Below are 14,719 nucleotides of genomic sequence, written 5' to 3' on the forward strand. Positions count from 1 at the left end.
GCTTTATATCGTCTTCCCCTTATTTGGAAATATCAGCATTATGTCATTACCTCAGTTATCACGTTTTACATCGCGACCTCTCACTCTCATTATTTCTTCTTTACTTGCCGCTAATGTCGCCGCCCAAGAACCTGATAAGGGTGAAATAGAAAAAATTACCGTTACAACGCAAAAACGGGTGCAAGCTATTCAAGACGTGCCAGTGACGATTAGTGCTTACAGTGGGGATTTTTTAGAACGCTTAGGTGTTAACGACCTTGATAATTTATCAGACATTACACCGGGTTTAGTCATACAGGAGCAAAGTCCCAATAATCCGGGCTTTGTTATTCGAGGTATTACCTCTGACAGTGGTTCGTCTCAATCGTCGCCACGGGTATCTATCTACTACAATGGTGCAGACATATCACGATCGCGCGGTTCCTACTTTGAACTATTTGATATTGAGCGAGTAGAAGTGGTTAAGGGGCCGCAAGCAACCTTATTTGGTACGGCCGCTTCGGTTGGGGCACTGAGCGTCATTACTAAAAAACCAGAGCAGGAGTTTTCCGCTAAAATTAATACATCAGTTGGCAACTATGGTGCAAAATCAATTAATGGCTTTGTAACCGGGGGTAATGAACAGTTACAAGGGCGTGTGGCGCTTAGTTTACGTAAACGTGATGGTTTTATTAAAAATATCGCCGGTGACGAAAACTCACAAACCCCCAGCGGCACTAAACAAGACGATATGCATGCGATTGATCGCAAAGCCTTACGGGCCTCTTTACGCTACACGCCTAACGCACAAGTAAGTGCTGATCTCGTCTACACCCACGAAAAAAATGATGACTCTGGCACCTCATTCAAAAATGGCAATTATGCACCAACTGGCGGTGATACCAGCCCTTATAGCTATGTTGAAATGTCGGGTAGCCCTTATTCAACAGAGGTGTTAGGTGCCAAAAAACTTGGTGTTGACCGTAAAGTTGATGATATTAATCTAACGGTAAACTGGGATATTTCTGACAATCTGACCCTAACCTCTATTACCGCTCATCGTAGCTTTGACTCTTTAGAAGTTTTTGATGCTGATGGTACTCAAGCCTGGTTTTTAGAATTTGCCGAAGATGCAAAGGGCAGTCAATCTAGTCAGGAGTTAAGATTATTGGCAAGCAGCGAAAAATTAATCACTATCGCTGGTATTAACTACTTTACTGAGAACGGTTCACAGCGTGTACCTTTTAGCACTGAGGAATCTATTTTTCTGAACTGTGTTGGCGCCCTTGCAGTTTTTGGTCAACCTTGTATTAATTCAGATGGCACAGTCAATGTCTTAACACCAGCGCTTACGGCTGCATTACCCGGCGGCCCCTTAACTGAGATCCCCTATTCTTCTGAATTTACTAACTATGGTGATAATCAGAGTTATTCAGCTTTTGTCGACATGACTTATAATGTGAGTAAGGCCTTAGAACTGACGGCAGGTTTACGTTATGTCAAAGAAGATAAACAAAGCAGTTATATGTCGGTCATTCCCAATTCGGTGTTAACTGGCGGCACATTTTTTGGCGCCAATACTAATGGCGAAAAATTTACTGCCAGTGAAAGTTATGATGGTTGGTTACCGCGCTTTAATGCTTTGTATCGTATTAACCCTGATTTAAATATGTACGCCACAGTGTCAAAAGGACGGCGTTCAAACGTATTAGATGTAACCGGCAGTAACGTAACAGACGTACCTGCTGAGATCGTCTGGAACTATGAAACCGGTATCAAAGGTCAAGCATGGAGTCGTAAAGTCGATTATTCTGCCTCAGTTTTTTATCAAGACTACACCCACTTTCAAGTATCGCTTATTGGTGATGATGGTATTGCCTATCAAGCGGATGCTGGTTCGGCAACTAATGCTGGTTTTGAAACTGATATTCGAGCACTGGTAGGAGACGGTTTCGAGTTATTTACTAATTTTGCATATATTGATGCTGCTATTGATGATAACGCTACCAATGGTAATTTAGCGGGTAATCGCTTTCGCCTTCAGCCTGAAAAAACCTTCAGTATTGGAGGCTCTTATATTCAAGCTATAAACGACGAACTTAGCTTCACCAGTTCAGCAGTGTATAGCTTCCGTTCCGATGTGTTTTTTGAAGCAGCCAACCAGGATAATATCAGTCAGGGTGCAGTCAATCTAAGCAGTTTGCGAGTCGGAGTTGAAAGCTCTACAGCGAATTGGTCAGTTAATTTGTTTGCCAATAATTTGTTTGATAAAGAGTACTTAGTTGATGCAGGCAATACCGGTGGTGCTTTTGGTAATCCTACCTTTGTAGCTGGGGCTCCGCGTTTTTACGGTATTGAATTTATGCTTAATTTCGGTCAGTAATGTAAAATAATAAAGCCGTTAGCCCTAGGCTCAACGGCTTTATTTTGCGTTAGTTACCTTTAGTAAAATCCATATCGTTGTTAATTTACTTCAATCATAAGCTCGTGTTTGGAACCATCTAATTTTTCCACTAATAGGGGCAAGGTATCGCCAACATTTCTGGCCATCAATTTTTTAGCTTTACTGGCAGGGCAGCCCGGTATCTCACAGCCATCAATAGCAAGAATTTTTTCCCCGATCTCTAAGCCAGCCAACTCAGCAGGCGAACCGGCAAAAACTTCTTTTACTTTTACTTCAGTTAATTCGGGACTAAAAAAGCCCGAAACAGACACTTCTGCTGAAAAACCAATACTGCCTTTTTCCCCAGCGTTAACGCCGGTAGAGCTAGATAAACATAGTAGGGCAACAAGAGTTCTGTAAGTGTAATGCATGTAAATTCCTTTTTATGGTGACGGATTTAATTAAAGAGCAGTCGTTATCAGACCGCGAAACGGTGACGAGTTCAATTAAACCTTAACTAACTTTATTTTGTAGTAGCCAAACCTGTTGCAGTGCCGCAACTTTTCCTTTTAAGCCACCGACTAAAGATTCGCTATATAAGCGGTTAATACGATAATGCTGAGCGTAATGCTGTTTCACTTCATCTTCCGTGACTGAAAAAGGCGGACCGTCCATTTTGGCTTGCTCATAGTTAAAACAAATCAGCAATTGCGGCGCATGTTGGGTAATGGTTCTGATGTGCTGGGTGTATTGCTTACGCATGGGCTCAGGTAAAGCCACTAAAGCTGCTCTGTCGTAAACCGCAGCAATATGACCAAGATGCTGTGAGTTTAACGTAAAGATGTCACCAACAAATATATCCAAGTTAGGGCCCTGATATCTCAGCCCTGTAGCGAAGTTGCTTATTTGGGGCTCAAACCCTAATTGGCTAAATAATTCTTTTATCGCCACTTCACTTAATTCTGCAGCGACGACTGAATAGCCTTGCTGGAGTAACCAAGAAATATCGTGAGTTTTACCGCATAAAGGCACAAATACCCTTTGTCCAGATACCAGGTTTAACTGACTAAAATGGGTGTTCAATAGTGGGTTAATGTCTTTTTCGTGAAAGGCTGTTTCCCCTTTTGCCCAGCGTTCATGCCAAAAATCTGCTTGCATTTTTTAAAGTCTATTATTTTACCAAAGAGGCTCAACTTGAATCTAATTGTTAGTAAAGTCAAGTTGAACTCGCGGGAACTTAGGCTGGCTTGTTAAGCTGATAGCTATCAATAATGCGGTAATCTTCAGATAAAATATTATCTATAAAACGCCACTCAGCAAGCATGTTTTGTGGCGTAACCGTGACCACCAAATATCCCCGCTGATGTAAATTACAATATTCTAATTCGTCAATAAGTGCTGTGAGATCACTAGCGACTTTAGGTGCAGAGTTGTCGTCTAATTTGAGGTAAGTTTCCATGCCAGGAGAAGTAATACCTGGTGTGGCAAACTCCACGCCTATTGGATATCCGTCTTTATCTTTGAGCTTACTGTACCAAGCATTATGAGTATCGCCGGCCAACACGACTAAGGGTTTGTTAAGAGTTTTAAAAAGCGCATACACCGCTTCACGTTCGGCTGGATAACCGTCCCATGCGTCTAAGTTATAGGGCATGACTGATGCTAAGCGAGTACGCTCCGCTTTACTCAGATTGCCGCCTGCATCAAGTTGGTCTTTTAACGTTTTTAAAGCCGCTATACGTTGCGCCGTTTGTGCAAGCTCACCCCCAGCAAATACTTCTGAGGGTATTAACATCTTTGCCATTAATACTTGTTGACCCAGCATTTGCCACTGACTTGTCGACTGACTGACGGCTGTTTCCAGCCAAGAAAACTGGGTTTTACCCATCAATGTGCGCTTAGGGTTATTGAGGTCATTAATAAAGCTTTTAACATCAAGTTGTTGTGTTTTCGTATCGCGATAGTCTTGGTAACTTAATTGCTTGTCACGGCCAATGAGTCGTGTATCTAACATGTACAAGCTGAGTAAGCTGCCAAATTCAAAACTGCGATATATCTCAGGCTTTTGTTCACCGTAAGGCGGGCGAATCGGTAGCCATTCATAATAGGCCTGAATAGCGGCAGCACGTCGTATAAAAAAGTCACCTTCGCCTGCATTATGATTTTCTGCGCCATTTTTATATGTATCATTACATACTTCATGGTCGTCCCACACCACAATAAATGGGGCCGCAGCGTGCAAGGCTTGCAGACCTTTGTCGCTGCGATATAGCGCATAACGTTTGCGATAATCTTCTAAGTTCAAGAGTTCCGTAGCGTTATCTTCAGCTAAAGCACGGCCAATCTCATTGGCTTTGTCTGTGGCATAACCACCCATAGGGTATTCGTATATGTAATCGCCTAAATGTACTACGGCATCAATATCTTTCAGCTGCGCGGCATCTTGGTATGCATTAAAGTAACCTGCTGGATAATTTGAACACGACACCACGACGAGTTTTACTTGCTCAATACTACCTTGGGGTAAAGTGCGGGTAATGCCTGTTGGACTGGTCATTTGTGCCCCGATAAAACGATAGTAATACTGCGTTGCTGGGGACAACTCTTGAACATCTACTTTGGCAGTAAAGTCCTGATTCTGTTTGGTACTCACTAGGCCGCTGCGCACGACTTGGGTAAATGCGCTATCACTAGCGAGTTCCCATTGAATATTGACTAACTGTGATTTGTCTTGTGGCTCAGCATGAGTCCATAGGATGACAGAACTGCTGCTAGGGTCGCCACTGGCTACGCCATAATTAAAATTCACAATACTGAGGTTTTGTCTATCAGCGCGGCTGATACAAGCACTGAGGCTGGTTGAAATAGCGATAGTTGTAGCGGTAAAAGCCGACGACTTAAGAAATTGGCGACGAGATAATTGTTTCATGATGCATGGTCCTGATTATTTATAAACCATAGCTTAATGCAATAATGTTACAAAATTAAAAAAAGCCGACTTAAACCTAATGTCAAGCGACCTGGGTTTTTCACATCCAAGAACGTTGGCTTGATTCGACTTGATATAAACAGCTATCGAGCATGTTAAAGGCTATTGATTCCGGCAACATGGGCAAAGCAATTGAACCTGAGGCAAGCACATATTTGTTGGTGGCCAATTGGCGTCTTTTCATCATGACACTTTGGGTAAATTGGCATTGCTGCACTTTAAAAGCAGGAAAACAATAGTAATCGACCCCCAATAAACCACGGCGCAAATATATAAAGTTGTCATCAAAGGCATAACCCCAGCGTCGCCACCGTAAATAAACACAAGCACTGGCCAGTAAAAACACGCTAAAACCCAGAGCTGTAGCAGTCCAGTTGTGCTGAATAATCGTAAAAGTGGCGAAGATACAAAACAGCGGTGCTAGAAAATAGCCAATATAACGCAGTAAATAAAAAGCACTGATGGGCGCAAAGGCAATACTGAAAAGTTGATTATTGGGGTACATATCATTTATCAAAGCTTGGCTTTGTTGCAAGGTGATGGAAGGCACGATAATTTTACTGTTAGCGCCAGAGGAGTCGAGCTGTTTGAGCTGAGCATTCATTTGTTCTAACTTAAGGTTAACCCGTTTCAGGACCACATCTAACCAATCTTGTTTTTGAATGACTAATTGTAAACGGCTTAAGGGCATGCTGACTTCATGTTTGGTAAAAAGTCCGCTGCGCCGAATATAACGTCCTTCTACTTTACTTAGGGTGTAACCATAAAAACTGACAATCGCACCGGTGACAGAAAACAGCATTAAGACAAACATGATGATTAAGGTCAGCGATAAGGCATAAAATCCAACTTGCAGTACAGAATGGGTTTCTAGACTAAACATATCTTTAATATTGATGCCATAAGTCATCATTCCTTGATTTATTTTGCCGGCGATATCATCGTAAAACGGGGCCAATCCACCTAATAAGATCCATATTCTATTGTTCGTGATGCCATGCAAAATTAAGTCAGCCAAACTACGTTGATTGATGATGTGTTCGTTGTTTGCTGAACTGGGCCTGATTTTTTCCGCGTCAGTATTTGCGGCATCTACATGCTGTGCCTCATTTAACGCGGGAGTATTGTCGAGTATTTGTTGTTTTAGTTGCTCGGCGAGTATCACGGGCAGGGCAACCAATTTAGCTTCTTGTTTGACCGAACCGGCTGTGTCGAGTTGTAAGCATGCAAAGCCGGTAGCACGATAATAGATAGGTTGTTCAATTTTGACATTTTGAATGCGTTCAAAGGGCAGGTTTAGGTGCTTTTTACTGAATATGCCTGAACGAATTTCAACCACTTTGTTCGATAATCGAAAACGATAGACCTGAAAACTCCAAAAAGCACCCAGTAGCAAAAACAGAAACAAGACCGCTATAGCGGGTAACCAAATCAAGGGATGTTCTCGCATACTAGAATAGCTGTAAGCAATGATCGGAATTAAATAGACAATATTACCCAAAGCATTGCGCATGATTTGCATGGCGAAATAAAGAATTGCTATTGGTGAGAGTCGTTGCCAAGGAGCATCTATTTTCAATTGGCTGGCATGCTCGTGTTTCGCATTATCCATGCTGAGCTAAGTCTTTATGTTGCAAAACAAACTGGTGAATTTGCTGTGCCGTGTCCAAGTCCAAGCCCGGAATTTCAAAGGTATGTTGCGCCCCCCCCGCACTAAAAACTTGTAAGGTTGCTAGGTTTTTATAACGTTCCAGCGGACCGCGCTTTAATTCAACATGTTGAATTCGGGATATAGGTTGGCTAACCAATTTTTTAAAGATTAGCCCTGAGCTAAAATGCAGATCTAATTCACGTAGGGCGTAAAGTTTATGTTTATCGCCGATATAGTTTAGTGGGATAAGTATTATGCTGATAACAGCCACGAATATCATTGCATAAGGGATAAACTGCAGCATAGCAGGTGGTAAATTTATCCATGGTTGCGTGTATAACACGCCACCAATAATCACAATGAATAAACTTATTACTAAATTTATCAATAGGTTGAGCGGGGCATATTGTGCTGCTAAGGGTAATAAGTTTAATGTCTCTAAGTGCGGTAGATTAACCTTGTTTAGCTGGTCAATATTGTTGTTTTCAAATTCTGAGTCTAGCATCATGACTGCAATAAGCACCTTGTCGTTTTGATGGCCCAATATAGTGGAAACTTATCTTTTAGTCCTAAGTAAATTCAACAAATTTAACTTAATTGATAGCAGAATTACTCATTACTGTGTGCTGATATTTTGCAAAAAAATAACCAGTCTTAAATTTAAAGCATAAATTGTGGTATAACTAAAGCGCCAGAGTTCACCACTGTTTGCTTAAATTCGTTGCTTTATTGGGTATTATGTCTGCGACTGCGAAGTGAGTGAATCGCCAATCTGGTGCTCTTTAAACGATGAAACTACTGACATGTCATTTGGATATGTAGGGCCTCACTCGTTTTTAATAAAAGGAAAATTTATGAAAATAGGTATTTTGTCACGTAATAAAAAACTGTATTCGACTCGCCGACTAAAAGAGGCCGCAGAAGCCCGCGGCCATGAAGTTGATATTATTGATACGCTGCATTGTTACATGGATATCACCAGCAGCCGTCCAGTGGTGCGTTTTAAAGGTGAAGAACTGCCGAGTTATGATGCAATTATTCCACGGATTGGCGCGTCTATTTCTTTTTACGGTACCGCGGTGGTGCGTCAATTTGAGATGACCGGTAGTTTTTGTGTTAATGAGTCAGTAGCGATAAGTCGCTCCCGTGACAAACTTCGTTCAATGCAATTGTTATCGCGCAAAGGCATTGGTTTGCCTCGTACCGGCTTTGCTCATCATCCAGACAATGTGCCAGATTTAATTAAAAATGTCGGTGGTGCACCGGTAGTCATTAAATTGTTGGAGGGTACCCAAGGTATTGGGGTGGTACTGGCAGAAACAGAAAAAACCGCTGAGGCCGTGATTGAAGCCTTTATGGGCTTGAATGCTAATATCTTGGTGCAAGAATTTATTAAAGAAGCGGGTGGGGCAGATATCCGTTGTTTTGTGGTAGGTGATCGGGTTGTAGCAGCAATGAAAAGACAGGGCGCAGAAGGTGAGTTCCGCTCTAACTTGCATCGTGGCGGCAGCGCTGTGCTCATTAAGTTAACTCCCAAAGAGCGCGCTACCGCAGTAGCGGCTGCCAACATCATGGGCTTGAATGTGTGTGGTGTGGATTTGCTGCGCTCAAGTCGTGGACCGGTGGTGATGGAAGTCAACTCATCGCCAGGCTTAGAAGGAATCGAAGCGGCAACGGGTAAAGATGTCTCAGCAATGGTTATTGAATTTATTGAAAAAAATGCCCAACGCAATAAAAATAAAACTCAAGGAAAAGGTTAATTTTCGAACCATTTACCTTCAGCACGGAAAGCTCTGTTCGCTTGTCCTTAGTTGATTTAACTAAGGACAAGCTTTCCCAGTAGTCATGCAATAATCGACCAATACCGACCACAATAAAAAACCTCAACTTGAGCTAAGGTTAAATAGCAGACCAGTCGCATTATTTTTTAATGTATTTTTTAGATCAATTTATTCTCAATACTAAGCTGCAAGCGGGCTTAATTTGAGGCACAATCTGAACAGAATTCGCCTGCCTTATAGTTAAAAAGAAATATACCATGAGCAACATCGCCATTTTCGGAGCAAACGGTCGTATGGGCCGTGTATTAGTTGATGCAATTAGTCAAGACGCCAATTCAAGCTTAAGTGCCGCTGCTGTTCGCGCTACATCGTCTCTAGTCGGGTCGGATGTGGGCGAGCTCGTTGGTATTGGTAAAATAGGCGTTTTATTAGAGTCTAATTTGAGTAGTCGAATTAACGACATCGATATCGTGATCGACTTTACTTTGCCAGCCGCTTTAAATGAGCACTTAGCGTTTTGCATTAACCATAAGTTACCCATTGTTATTGGTACCACAGGTCTAAACGCTGAGCAAAAATGTGCCTTAGTCGATGCAGCTCAATACATTCCTATTGTTTTTGCTGCTAATTACAGTGTTGGGGTTAATTTATTGCTGAATTTAGTCAGGCAAACTGCCAGTGTCATGGGGCAAAGCGCTGATATAGAGATTATTGAAACCCATCACCGCTTTAAAAAAGACGCCCCATCTGGCACGGCTATGGCCATTGGTGAAGTCATTGCTGATGAATTAGGTCGAGATTTAAGTCAATGTGCAGTGTATGGCAGAGAAGGTGATACCGGTGAGCGTGACCAACAAACCATAGGTTTTGCTACCGTGCGTGCCGGTGACGTTATTGGCGATCACACTGTATTATTTGCTGATATAGGTGAACGTTTAGAAATCACTCACAAGGCCTCCAGTAGGCTAACTTTTGCCAAAGGTGCAGTAAAAGCGGCTAATTGGTTAGTTCAGCAACCTGCAGGCTTGTATAGTATGGCCGATGTATTAGGCTTTAACTCGAACTAAATACCAAGATTCATTGATAATTTTAAGTATCGATTTTTGGGTATAACTTAGAATTTTAAGCCTTAAGCAGAGAATTTAAGTTTAAGGGCTTATTTCTGCATTTTAACGAATTGCTCGTAGACCCTAAAAGGCGATTCGTGTATAGTGCTGCGAATTTGCCAAAAATTACGAAAGTTATGTTAATTTCGATCAGTTATATCTTGCAAATTAAGTTAAATTCTTTGTAAATCATTGGTTTATAAGGTTTTTTGTATTGGGCTTGGTAACTGTAAAAACCAAGTGCCGGAGCATTAACTTTAAGTTAATGCTTATATAACCTTACTTTTTATTAATTAGTAACCAGGAGGTTGACTTGGCTATTTCCGCCCTTTTAGTACTAGCAGACGGGTCTGTGTTTAAAGGTACTGCGATTGGAGCGTCTGGTGTGTCAGTAGGGGAAGTGGTTTTTAACACTTCCATGACAGGATATCAGGAGATTTTAACTGATCCTTCGTACGCCGAACAAATCGTTACACTGACTTACCCCCATATCGGTAATACCGGTATTAATGAAGAAGACCAAGAATCCACCAAGATTTGGGCCAAAGGCCTTGTGATCCGAGATTTACCTTTGCTGGTCAGTAATTACCGCAGTCAACAAAGTCTTTCTGACTATCTTGCAGCCAACAATATTCTCGGTATCGCTGATATCGATACACGACGTTTAACGCGTATTCTGCGCGATAAAGGTGCGCAAAATGGTTGTATTATTGCCACGAGTGCATTAGATGAAGTCGATTTAGATGAAGTTCACGCATTGGCCTTAGCTAAAGGTTTTGCTGGTTTAAAAGGCATGGACTTAGCGAAAGAAGTAAGCTGTGAAAAAGCGTATAACTGGAATAGTGCCAGTTGGGATATTGAAATAGGTTATAAACCAGCACCCACTGTACAACCTTATCATGTGGTCGCTTACGACTACGGTGTTAAGCATAATATATTACGTATGTTAGTTGACAGAGGTTGTCGTTTAACGGTTGTTCCGGCTAAAACCAGCGCTCAAGATGTATTAGCCCTTGAGCCCGACGGTGTATTTTTGTCGAATGGCCCAGGCGATCCAGAACCTTGCGATTATGCTATCAAAGCCATCAAAACCTTGTTAGAGACTAATATTCCTATTTTTGGTATTTGTTTAGGCCATCAGTTGCTAGCACTAGCCAGCGGCGCAAAGACGTTAAAAATGAAGTTTGGTCACCACGGTGCCAATCATCCAGTTAAAGATTTAAAAGCTAATCGCGTCATGATTACGGCACAAAACCACGGTTTTGCTGTGGATGAAACGAGTTTGCCAGCCAATATTGAAGTGACTCATATATCGTTATTTGATAAGTCTTTACAAGGCATTCATTTAACTGATAAGCCTGCGTTTAGTTTTCAAGGCCATCCTGAAGCCAGTCCGGGTCCTCATGATGCAGCGCCATTGTTTGACCATTTTATCGAATTGATGCAGGCGGTTCGCTAAGTTAGCGAACTCCTATCTGCAGCTACCCGAATATTGAGACGAGATTAAAAAAGAAGAGCACCATGCCAAAACGTACCGACATAAAAAGTATCTTAATTTTAGGCGCTGGGCCGATTGTGATAGGTCAGGCCTGTGAGTTTGACTACTCTGGCGCGCAAGCTTGTAAAGCCCTCAGAGAAGAAGGGATCCGCGTCATATTGGTTAACTCAAATCCAGCCACCATTATGACTGATCCTGAAATGGCCGATGCTACCTACATTGAGCCTATCCATTGGGAAGTTGTGCGAAAAATCATCGAAAAAGAACGTCCCGACGCGATACTACCGACTATGGGTGGACAAACTGCGCTTAATTGTGCGCTTGACCTCAATAAACATGGTGTATTAGCTGAATTTGGGGTCGAGATGATTGGTGCTACGGCAGACGCGATTGATAAAGCAGAAGATCGTGAACGTTTTGACAAAGCCATGAAGTCTATTGGTTTGGCATGCCCAGTGGCAGAAATTGCTCACAGCATGGAACAAGCTTTTGATGTCAGTACCCGCATTGGTTTTCCGTGCATTATACGTCCGTCATTCACCATGGGTGGTTCAGGCGGTGGTATTGCCTATAACCGTGATGAATTTGAAGAAATTTGTCGTCGCGGTCTAGATTTGTCGCCGACTAACGAATTGTTAATTGATGAGTCATTAATTGGTTGGAAAGAATATGAAATGGAAGTGGTACGAGATAAAGCAGACAACTGCATTATCGTGTGTACCATTGAAAATATCGACCCCATGGGTGTGCATACAGGTGACTCAATCACGGTAGCGCCTGCGCAAACACTCACCGATAAAGAGTTCCAAGTGATGCGTAATGCCGCCATCGCAGTATTGCGTGAAATCGGTGTTGAAACCGGTGGTTCAAACGTACAATTTGGCGTAGATCCTCTTACCGGTCGTTTAGTGGTTATCGAAATGAACCCACGTGTATCTCGCTCATCTGCGCTTGCCTCGAAAGCAACGGGTTTCCCCATTGCTAGAGTTGCGGCCAAATTGGCTATTGGATACACCTTAGATGAGTTGGCTAACGATATCACTGGCGGCTTAACCCCCGCATCTTTTGAGCCGGCTATTGACTACGTTGTGACTAAAATCCCACGTTTTAACTTTGAAAAATTTGCCGGTGCAAACGATCGTTTAACCACGCAAATGAAATCAGTGGGTGAGGTGATGGCCATTGGTCGTAACCAACAAGAGTCTTTACAAAAAGCGTTGCGCGGTCTAGAAGTGGGTGTGAATGGTTTAGATTCTATCATTGACATTAAAGATCCCGATGCCAAAGCCATTATCGTGCGTGAATTACGCGAACCTGGCGCTGAGCGTATTTGGTATATCGCTGATGCCATACGCATGGGCATGTCAGTGGATGAAATTTTCACTTTAACCAATATTGACCGTTGGTATTTAGTGCAAATTGAAGAGTTGATGATCCTTGAACAGCAGGTGGCTGAATTAGGTTTGTCTGCCATTGATCAAGACTTGATGAAAATTTTAAAACGCAAAGGTTTTGCCGATGCGCGTATTGCAGATTTAACCGGCGTGGATGAAGCGGATGTGCGCGAAGCTCGCCGTAATTTCGATATCCACCCGGTGTATAAACGGGTTGATACTTGTGCGGCTGAATTTGCCAGTAACACCGCTTATATGTATTCCACTTATGATGAAGAGTGTGAATCAAATCCGACCGACAATAAAAAAATTATGGTACTGGGCGGCGGTCCAAACCGAATCGGCCAAGGTATCGAATTTGATTATTGTTGTGTACACGCTGCCCTTGCGCTGCGTGAAGACGGTTACGAAACCATTATGGTTAACTGTAACCCTGAAACAGTTTCTACTGATTATGACACCTCAGACAGATTATATTTTGAGTCAGTGACCTTAGAGGACGTCCTTGAAATTGTCCGTATCGAAAAGCCAGTAGGGGTGATCGTGCAGTACGGTGGACAAACGCCACTTAAGCTTGCCCGTGCCTTAGAAGCTGCAGGCGTACCGATAATTGGTACTTCACCTGATGCGATCGATAAAGCTGAAAACCGTGAACGTTTCCAAAAAATGGTCAATAAACTTAATCTAAAACAACCGGCCAATGCAACAGTAAGTAATTTAGAGCAAGCTCTGGTTGCTGCTGAAAAAATTGGTTTTCCGCTGGTGGTGCGCCCCTCTTATGTATTGGGTGGCCGTGCCATGGAAATCGTGTATGACATTAAAGATTTAACGCGTTATTTAAAACATGCGGTGAAAGTGTCGAATGATTCGCCCGTCTTGCTTGATCGTTTCTTGGATGATGCGATTGAAGTTGACGTAGATGCTATCTGTGACGGTAAAGAGGTAGTGATTGGCGGCATTATGGAACATATTGAACAAGCCGGTGTGCACTCAGGCGACTCTGCGTGTTCACTACCGCCTTATTCACTGAGTCCGGCAATTCAGGACGTGATGCGTGAGCAAGTTAAAGCCATGGCCCTTGAATTAGGTGTAGTGGGTTTAATGAATACTCAATTTGCTGTTAAAGATGGCAAAGTGTATTTGATTGAGGTTAATCCGCGCGCTGCGCGCACTGTGCCGTTTGTCTCTAAAGCCACTGGCATGGCGATTGCTAAAATTGGTGCCCGTTGTATGGTCGGGCAATCTCTTGCATCACAAGGCATCACCAAAGAAATTATCCCACCTTTTTACTCAGTCAAAGAAGTGGTATTACCCTTTGCTAAGTTTCAAGGTGTCGATCCACTACTTGGGCCAGAAATGCGTTCAACGGGTGAAGTAATGGGCGTGGGTGATACCTTTGTTGAAGCCTATGCCAAAGCTAACTTAGGGGCAAGTCAACCCATTCCTGTGGGTGGCAAAGCCTTATTGTCAGTGCGTTTGAATGACAAAAATCGCGTCATTGAACTGGGGCAAAAGATGTTGGCCAAAGGGTTTACCTTAGAGGCAACAAGCGGCACCGCTACGGTATTAAACCGAGCTGGGGTAACCTGTAGTGTGGTCAATAAACTCAGTGAAGGCCGTCCTAATATTGTTGATGCGATTAAAAATCGTGAATATTGTTATATCATCAATACGACAGAAGGGCGTCAAGCCATTGACGATTCGGTTTATATTCGTCGAGAAGCCTTACTCAATAAAGTACCATACACAACCACGATGAATGCGGCATTTGCTACAGTGAATGCCAATAAAGCAGAAGATCGCGCCCGTGTTACTTCAGTGCAAGACCTGCACAAACGCATTATTTAATAGTATAGCGGCAGCAATTTTGCTGCCCTTGCTTGAAATTTTTAATTTTGCACCTATGTTTGATTGCTAATTAGCGTGCAGTATATTCCC

General features: G+C 42.6%; 10 protein-coding genes. 5 read left to right on the plus strand and 5 right to left on the minus strand.

What is annotated here, in order from left to right; all coding sequences use genetic code 11:
• Window positions 1–40: 40 nt before the first annotated feature.
• The gene (locus ABKW31_RS05365) at window positions 41–2,362 is read left to right on the plus strand and encodes a TonB-dependent receptor (RefSeq protein ID WP_348615241.1); all 2,322 of its coding nucleotides are present in this window, start codon (window positions 41–43) and stop codon (window positions 2,360–2,362) included.
• Between the two features lie 80 nt (window positions 2,363–2,442).
• Here ABKW31_RS05365 and ABKW31_RS05370 read toward each other — a convergent pair whose 3' ends face one another.
• The 5 genes from ABKW31_RS05370 to ABKW31_RS05390 form a co-directional block, all read right to left on the minus strand.
• Window positions 2,443–2,793, minus strand: a complete 351-nt coding sequence (locus tag ABKW31_RS05370) for a PDZ domain-containing protein (protein WP_348615242.1) — start codon at window positions 2,791–2,793, stop codon at window positions 2,443–2,445.
• A gap of 82 nt (window positions 2,794–2,875) precedes the next feature.
• The gene (gene tmpT / locus ABKW31_RS05375; RefSeq protein ID WP_348615243.1) at window positions 2,876–3,520 is read right to left on the minus strand and encodes a thiopurine S-methyltransferase; all 645 of its coding nucleotides are present in this window, start codon (window positions 3,518–3,520) and stop codon (window positions 2,876–2,878) included.
• Between the two features lie 79 nt (window positions 3,521–3,599).
• Window positions 3,600–5,291, minus strand: a complete 1,692-nt coding sequence (locus ABKW31_RS05380) for an alkaline phosphatase D family protein (RefSeq protein ID WP_348615244.1) — start codon at window positions 5,289–5,291, stop codon at window positions 3,600–3,602.
• Between the two features lie 100 nt (window positions 5,292–5,391).
• A complete protein-coding gene (locus tag ABKW31_RS05385; RefSeq protein WP_348615245.1) occupies window positions 5,392–6,963 on the minus strand; it encodes a PH domain-containing protein in 1,572 nt (523 codons plus the stop codon).
• A complete protein-coding gene (locus ABKW31_RS05390; protein ID WP_348615246.1) occupies window positions 6,956–7,510 on the minus strand; it encodes a PH domain-containing protein in 555 nt (184 codons plus the stop codon). The genes ABKW31_RS05385 and ABKW31_RS05390 overlap by 8 nt, the downstream gene beginning before the upstream one ends.
• A 346-nt stretch (window positions 7,511–7,856) precedes the next feature.
• On the opposite strand from ABKW31_RS05390, the gene rimK reads away from it, so the two are divergent.
• The 4 genes from rimK (at window position 7,857) to carB (ending at window position 14,629) form a co-directional block, all read left to right on the plus strand.
• Window positions 7,857–8,762, plus strand: coding sequence for a 30S ribosomal protein S6--L-glutamate ligase (gene rimK, locus ABKW31_RS05395; RefSeq protein ID WP_348615247.1), 906 nt, complete (start codon window positions 7,857–7,859; stop codon window positions 8,760–8,762).
• Window positions 8,763–9,040: 278 nt separating this feature from the next.
• The gene (gene dapB / locus ABKW31_RS05400) at window positions 9,041–9,850 is read left to right on the plus strand and encodes a 4-hydroxy-tetrahydrodipicolinate reductase (RefSeq protein WP_348615248.1); all 810 of its coding nucleotides are present in this window, start codon (window positions 9,041–9,043) and stop codon (window positions 9,848–9,850) included.
• A 352-nt stretch (window positions 9,851–10,202) separates the two neighbouring features.
• Window positions 10,203–11,348 carry a glutamine-hydrolyzing carbamoyl-phosphate synthase small subunit gene (gene carA, locus ABKW31_RS05405; protein ID WP_348615249.1) on the plus strand — a complete coding sequence of 382 codons (1,146 nt, stop codon included), beginning with the start codon at window positions 10,203–10,205 and terminating at the stop codon, window positions 11,346–11,348.
• A 62-nt stretch (window positions 11,349–11,410) separates the two neighbouring features.
• Window positions 11,411–14,629, plus strand: a complete 3,219-nt coding sequence (gene carB / locus ABKW31_RS05410; protein ID WP_348615250.1) for a carbamoyl-phosphate synthase large subunit — start codon at window positions 11,411–11,413, stop codon at window positions 14,627–14,629.
• Window positions 14,630–14,719 lie beyond the last annotated feature (90 nt).

This window comes from Paraglaciecola sp. 25GB23A (assembly GCF_040012495.1).
In the GTDB taxonomy this organism is placed as follows: Bacteria; Pseudomonadota; Gammaproteobacteria; order Enterobacterales; family Alteromonadaceae; genus Paraglaciecola.

Bases quoted from the DNA above. Each gene is read 5' to 3' on its own strand.
- ABKW31_RS05365 (WP_348615241.1), top strand. From the start codon at position 41: ATGTCATTACCTCAGTTATCACGTTTTACATCGCGACCTCTCACTCTC.
- ABKW31_RS05370 (WP_348615242.1), bottom strand. From the start codon at position 2,793: ATGCATTACACTTACAGAACTCTTGTTGCCCTACTATGTTTATCTAGC.
- tmpT (WP_348615243.1), bottom strand. From the start codon at position 3,520: ATGCAAGCAGATTTTTGGCATGAACGCTGGGCAAAAGGGGAAACAGCC.
- ABKW31_RS05380 (WP_348615244.1), bottom strand. From the start codon at position 5,291: ATGAAACAATTATCTCGTCGCCAATTTCTTAAGTCGTCGGCTTTTACC.
- ABKW31_RS05385 (WP_348615245.1), bottom strand. From the start codon at position 6,963: ATGGATAATGCGAAACACGAGCATGCCAGCCAATTGAAAATAGATGCT.
- ABKW31_RS05390 (WP_348615246.1), bottom strand. From the start codon at position 7,510: ATGATGCTAGACTCAGAATTTGAAAACAACAATATTGACCAGCTAAAC.
- rimK (WP_348615247.1), top strand. From the start codon at position 7,857: ATGAAAATAGGTATTTTGTCACGTAATAAAAAACTGTATTCGACTCGC.
- dapB (WP_348615248.1), top strand. From the start codon at position 9,041: ATGAGCAACATCGCCATTTTCGGAGCAAACGGTCGTATGGGCCGTGTA.
- carB (WP_348615250.1), top strand. From the start codon at position 11,411: ATGCCAAAACGTACCGACATAAAAAGTATCTTAATTTTAGGCGCTGGG.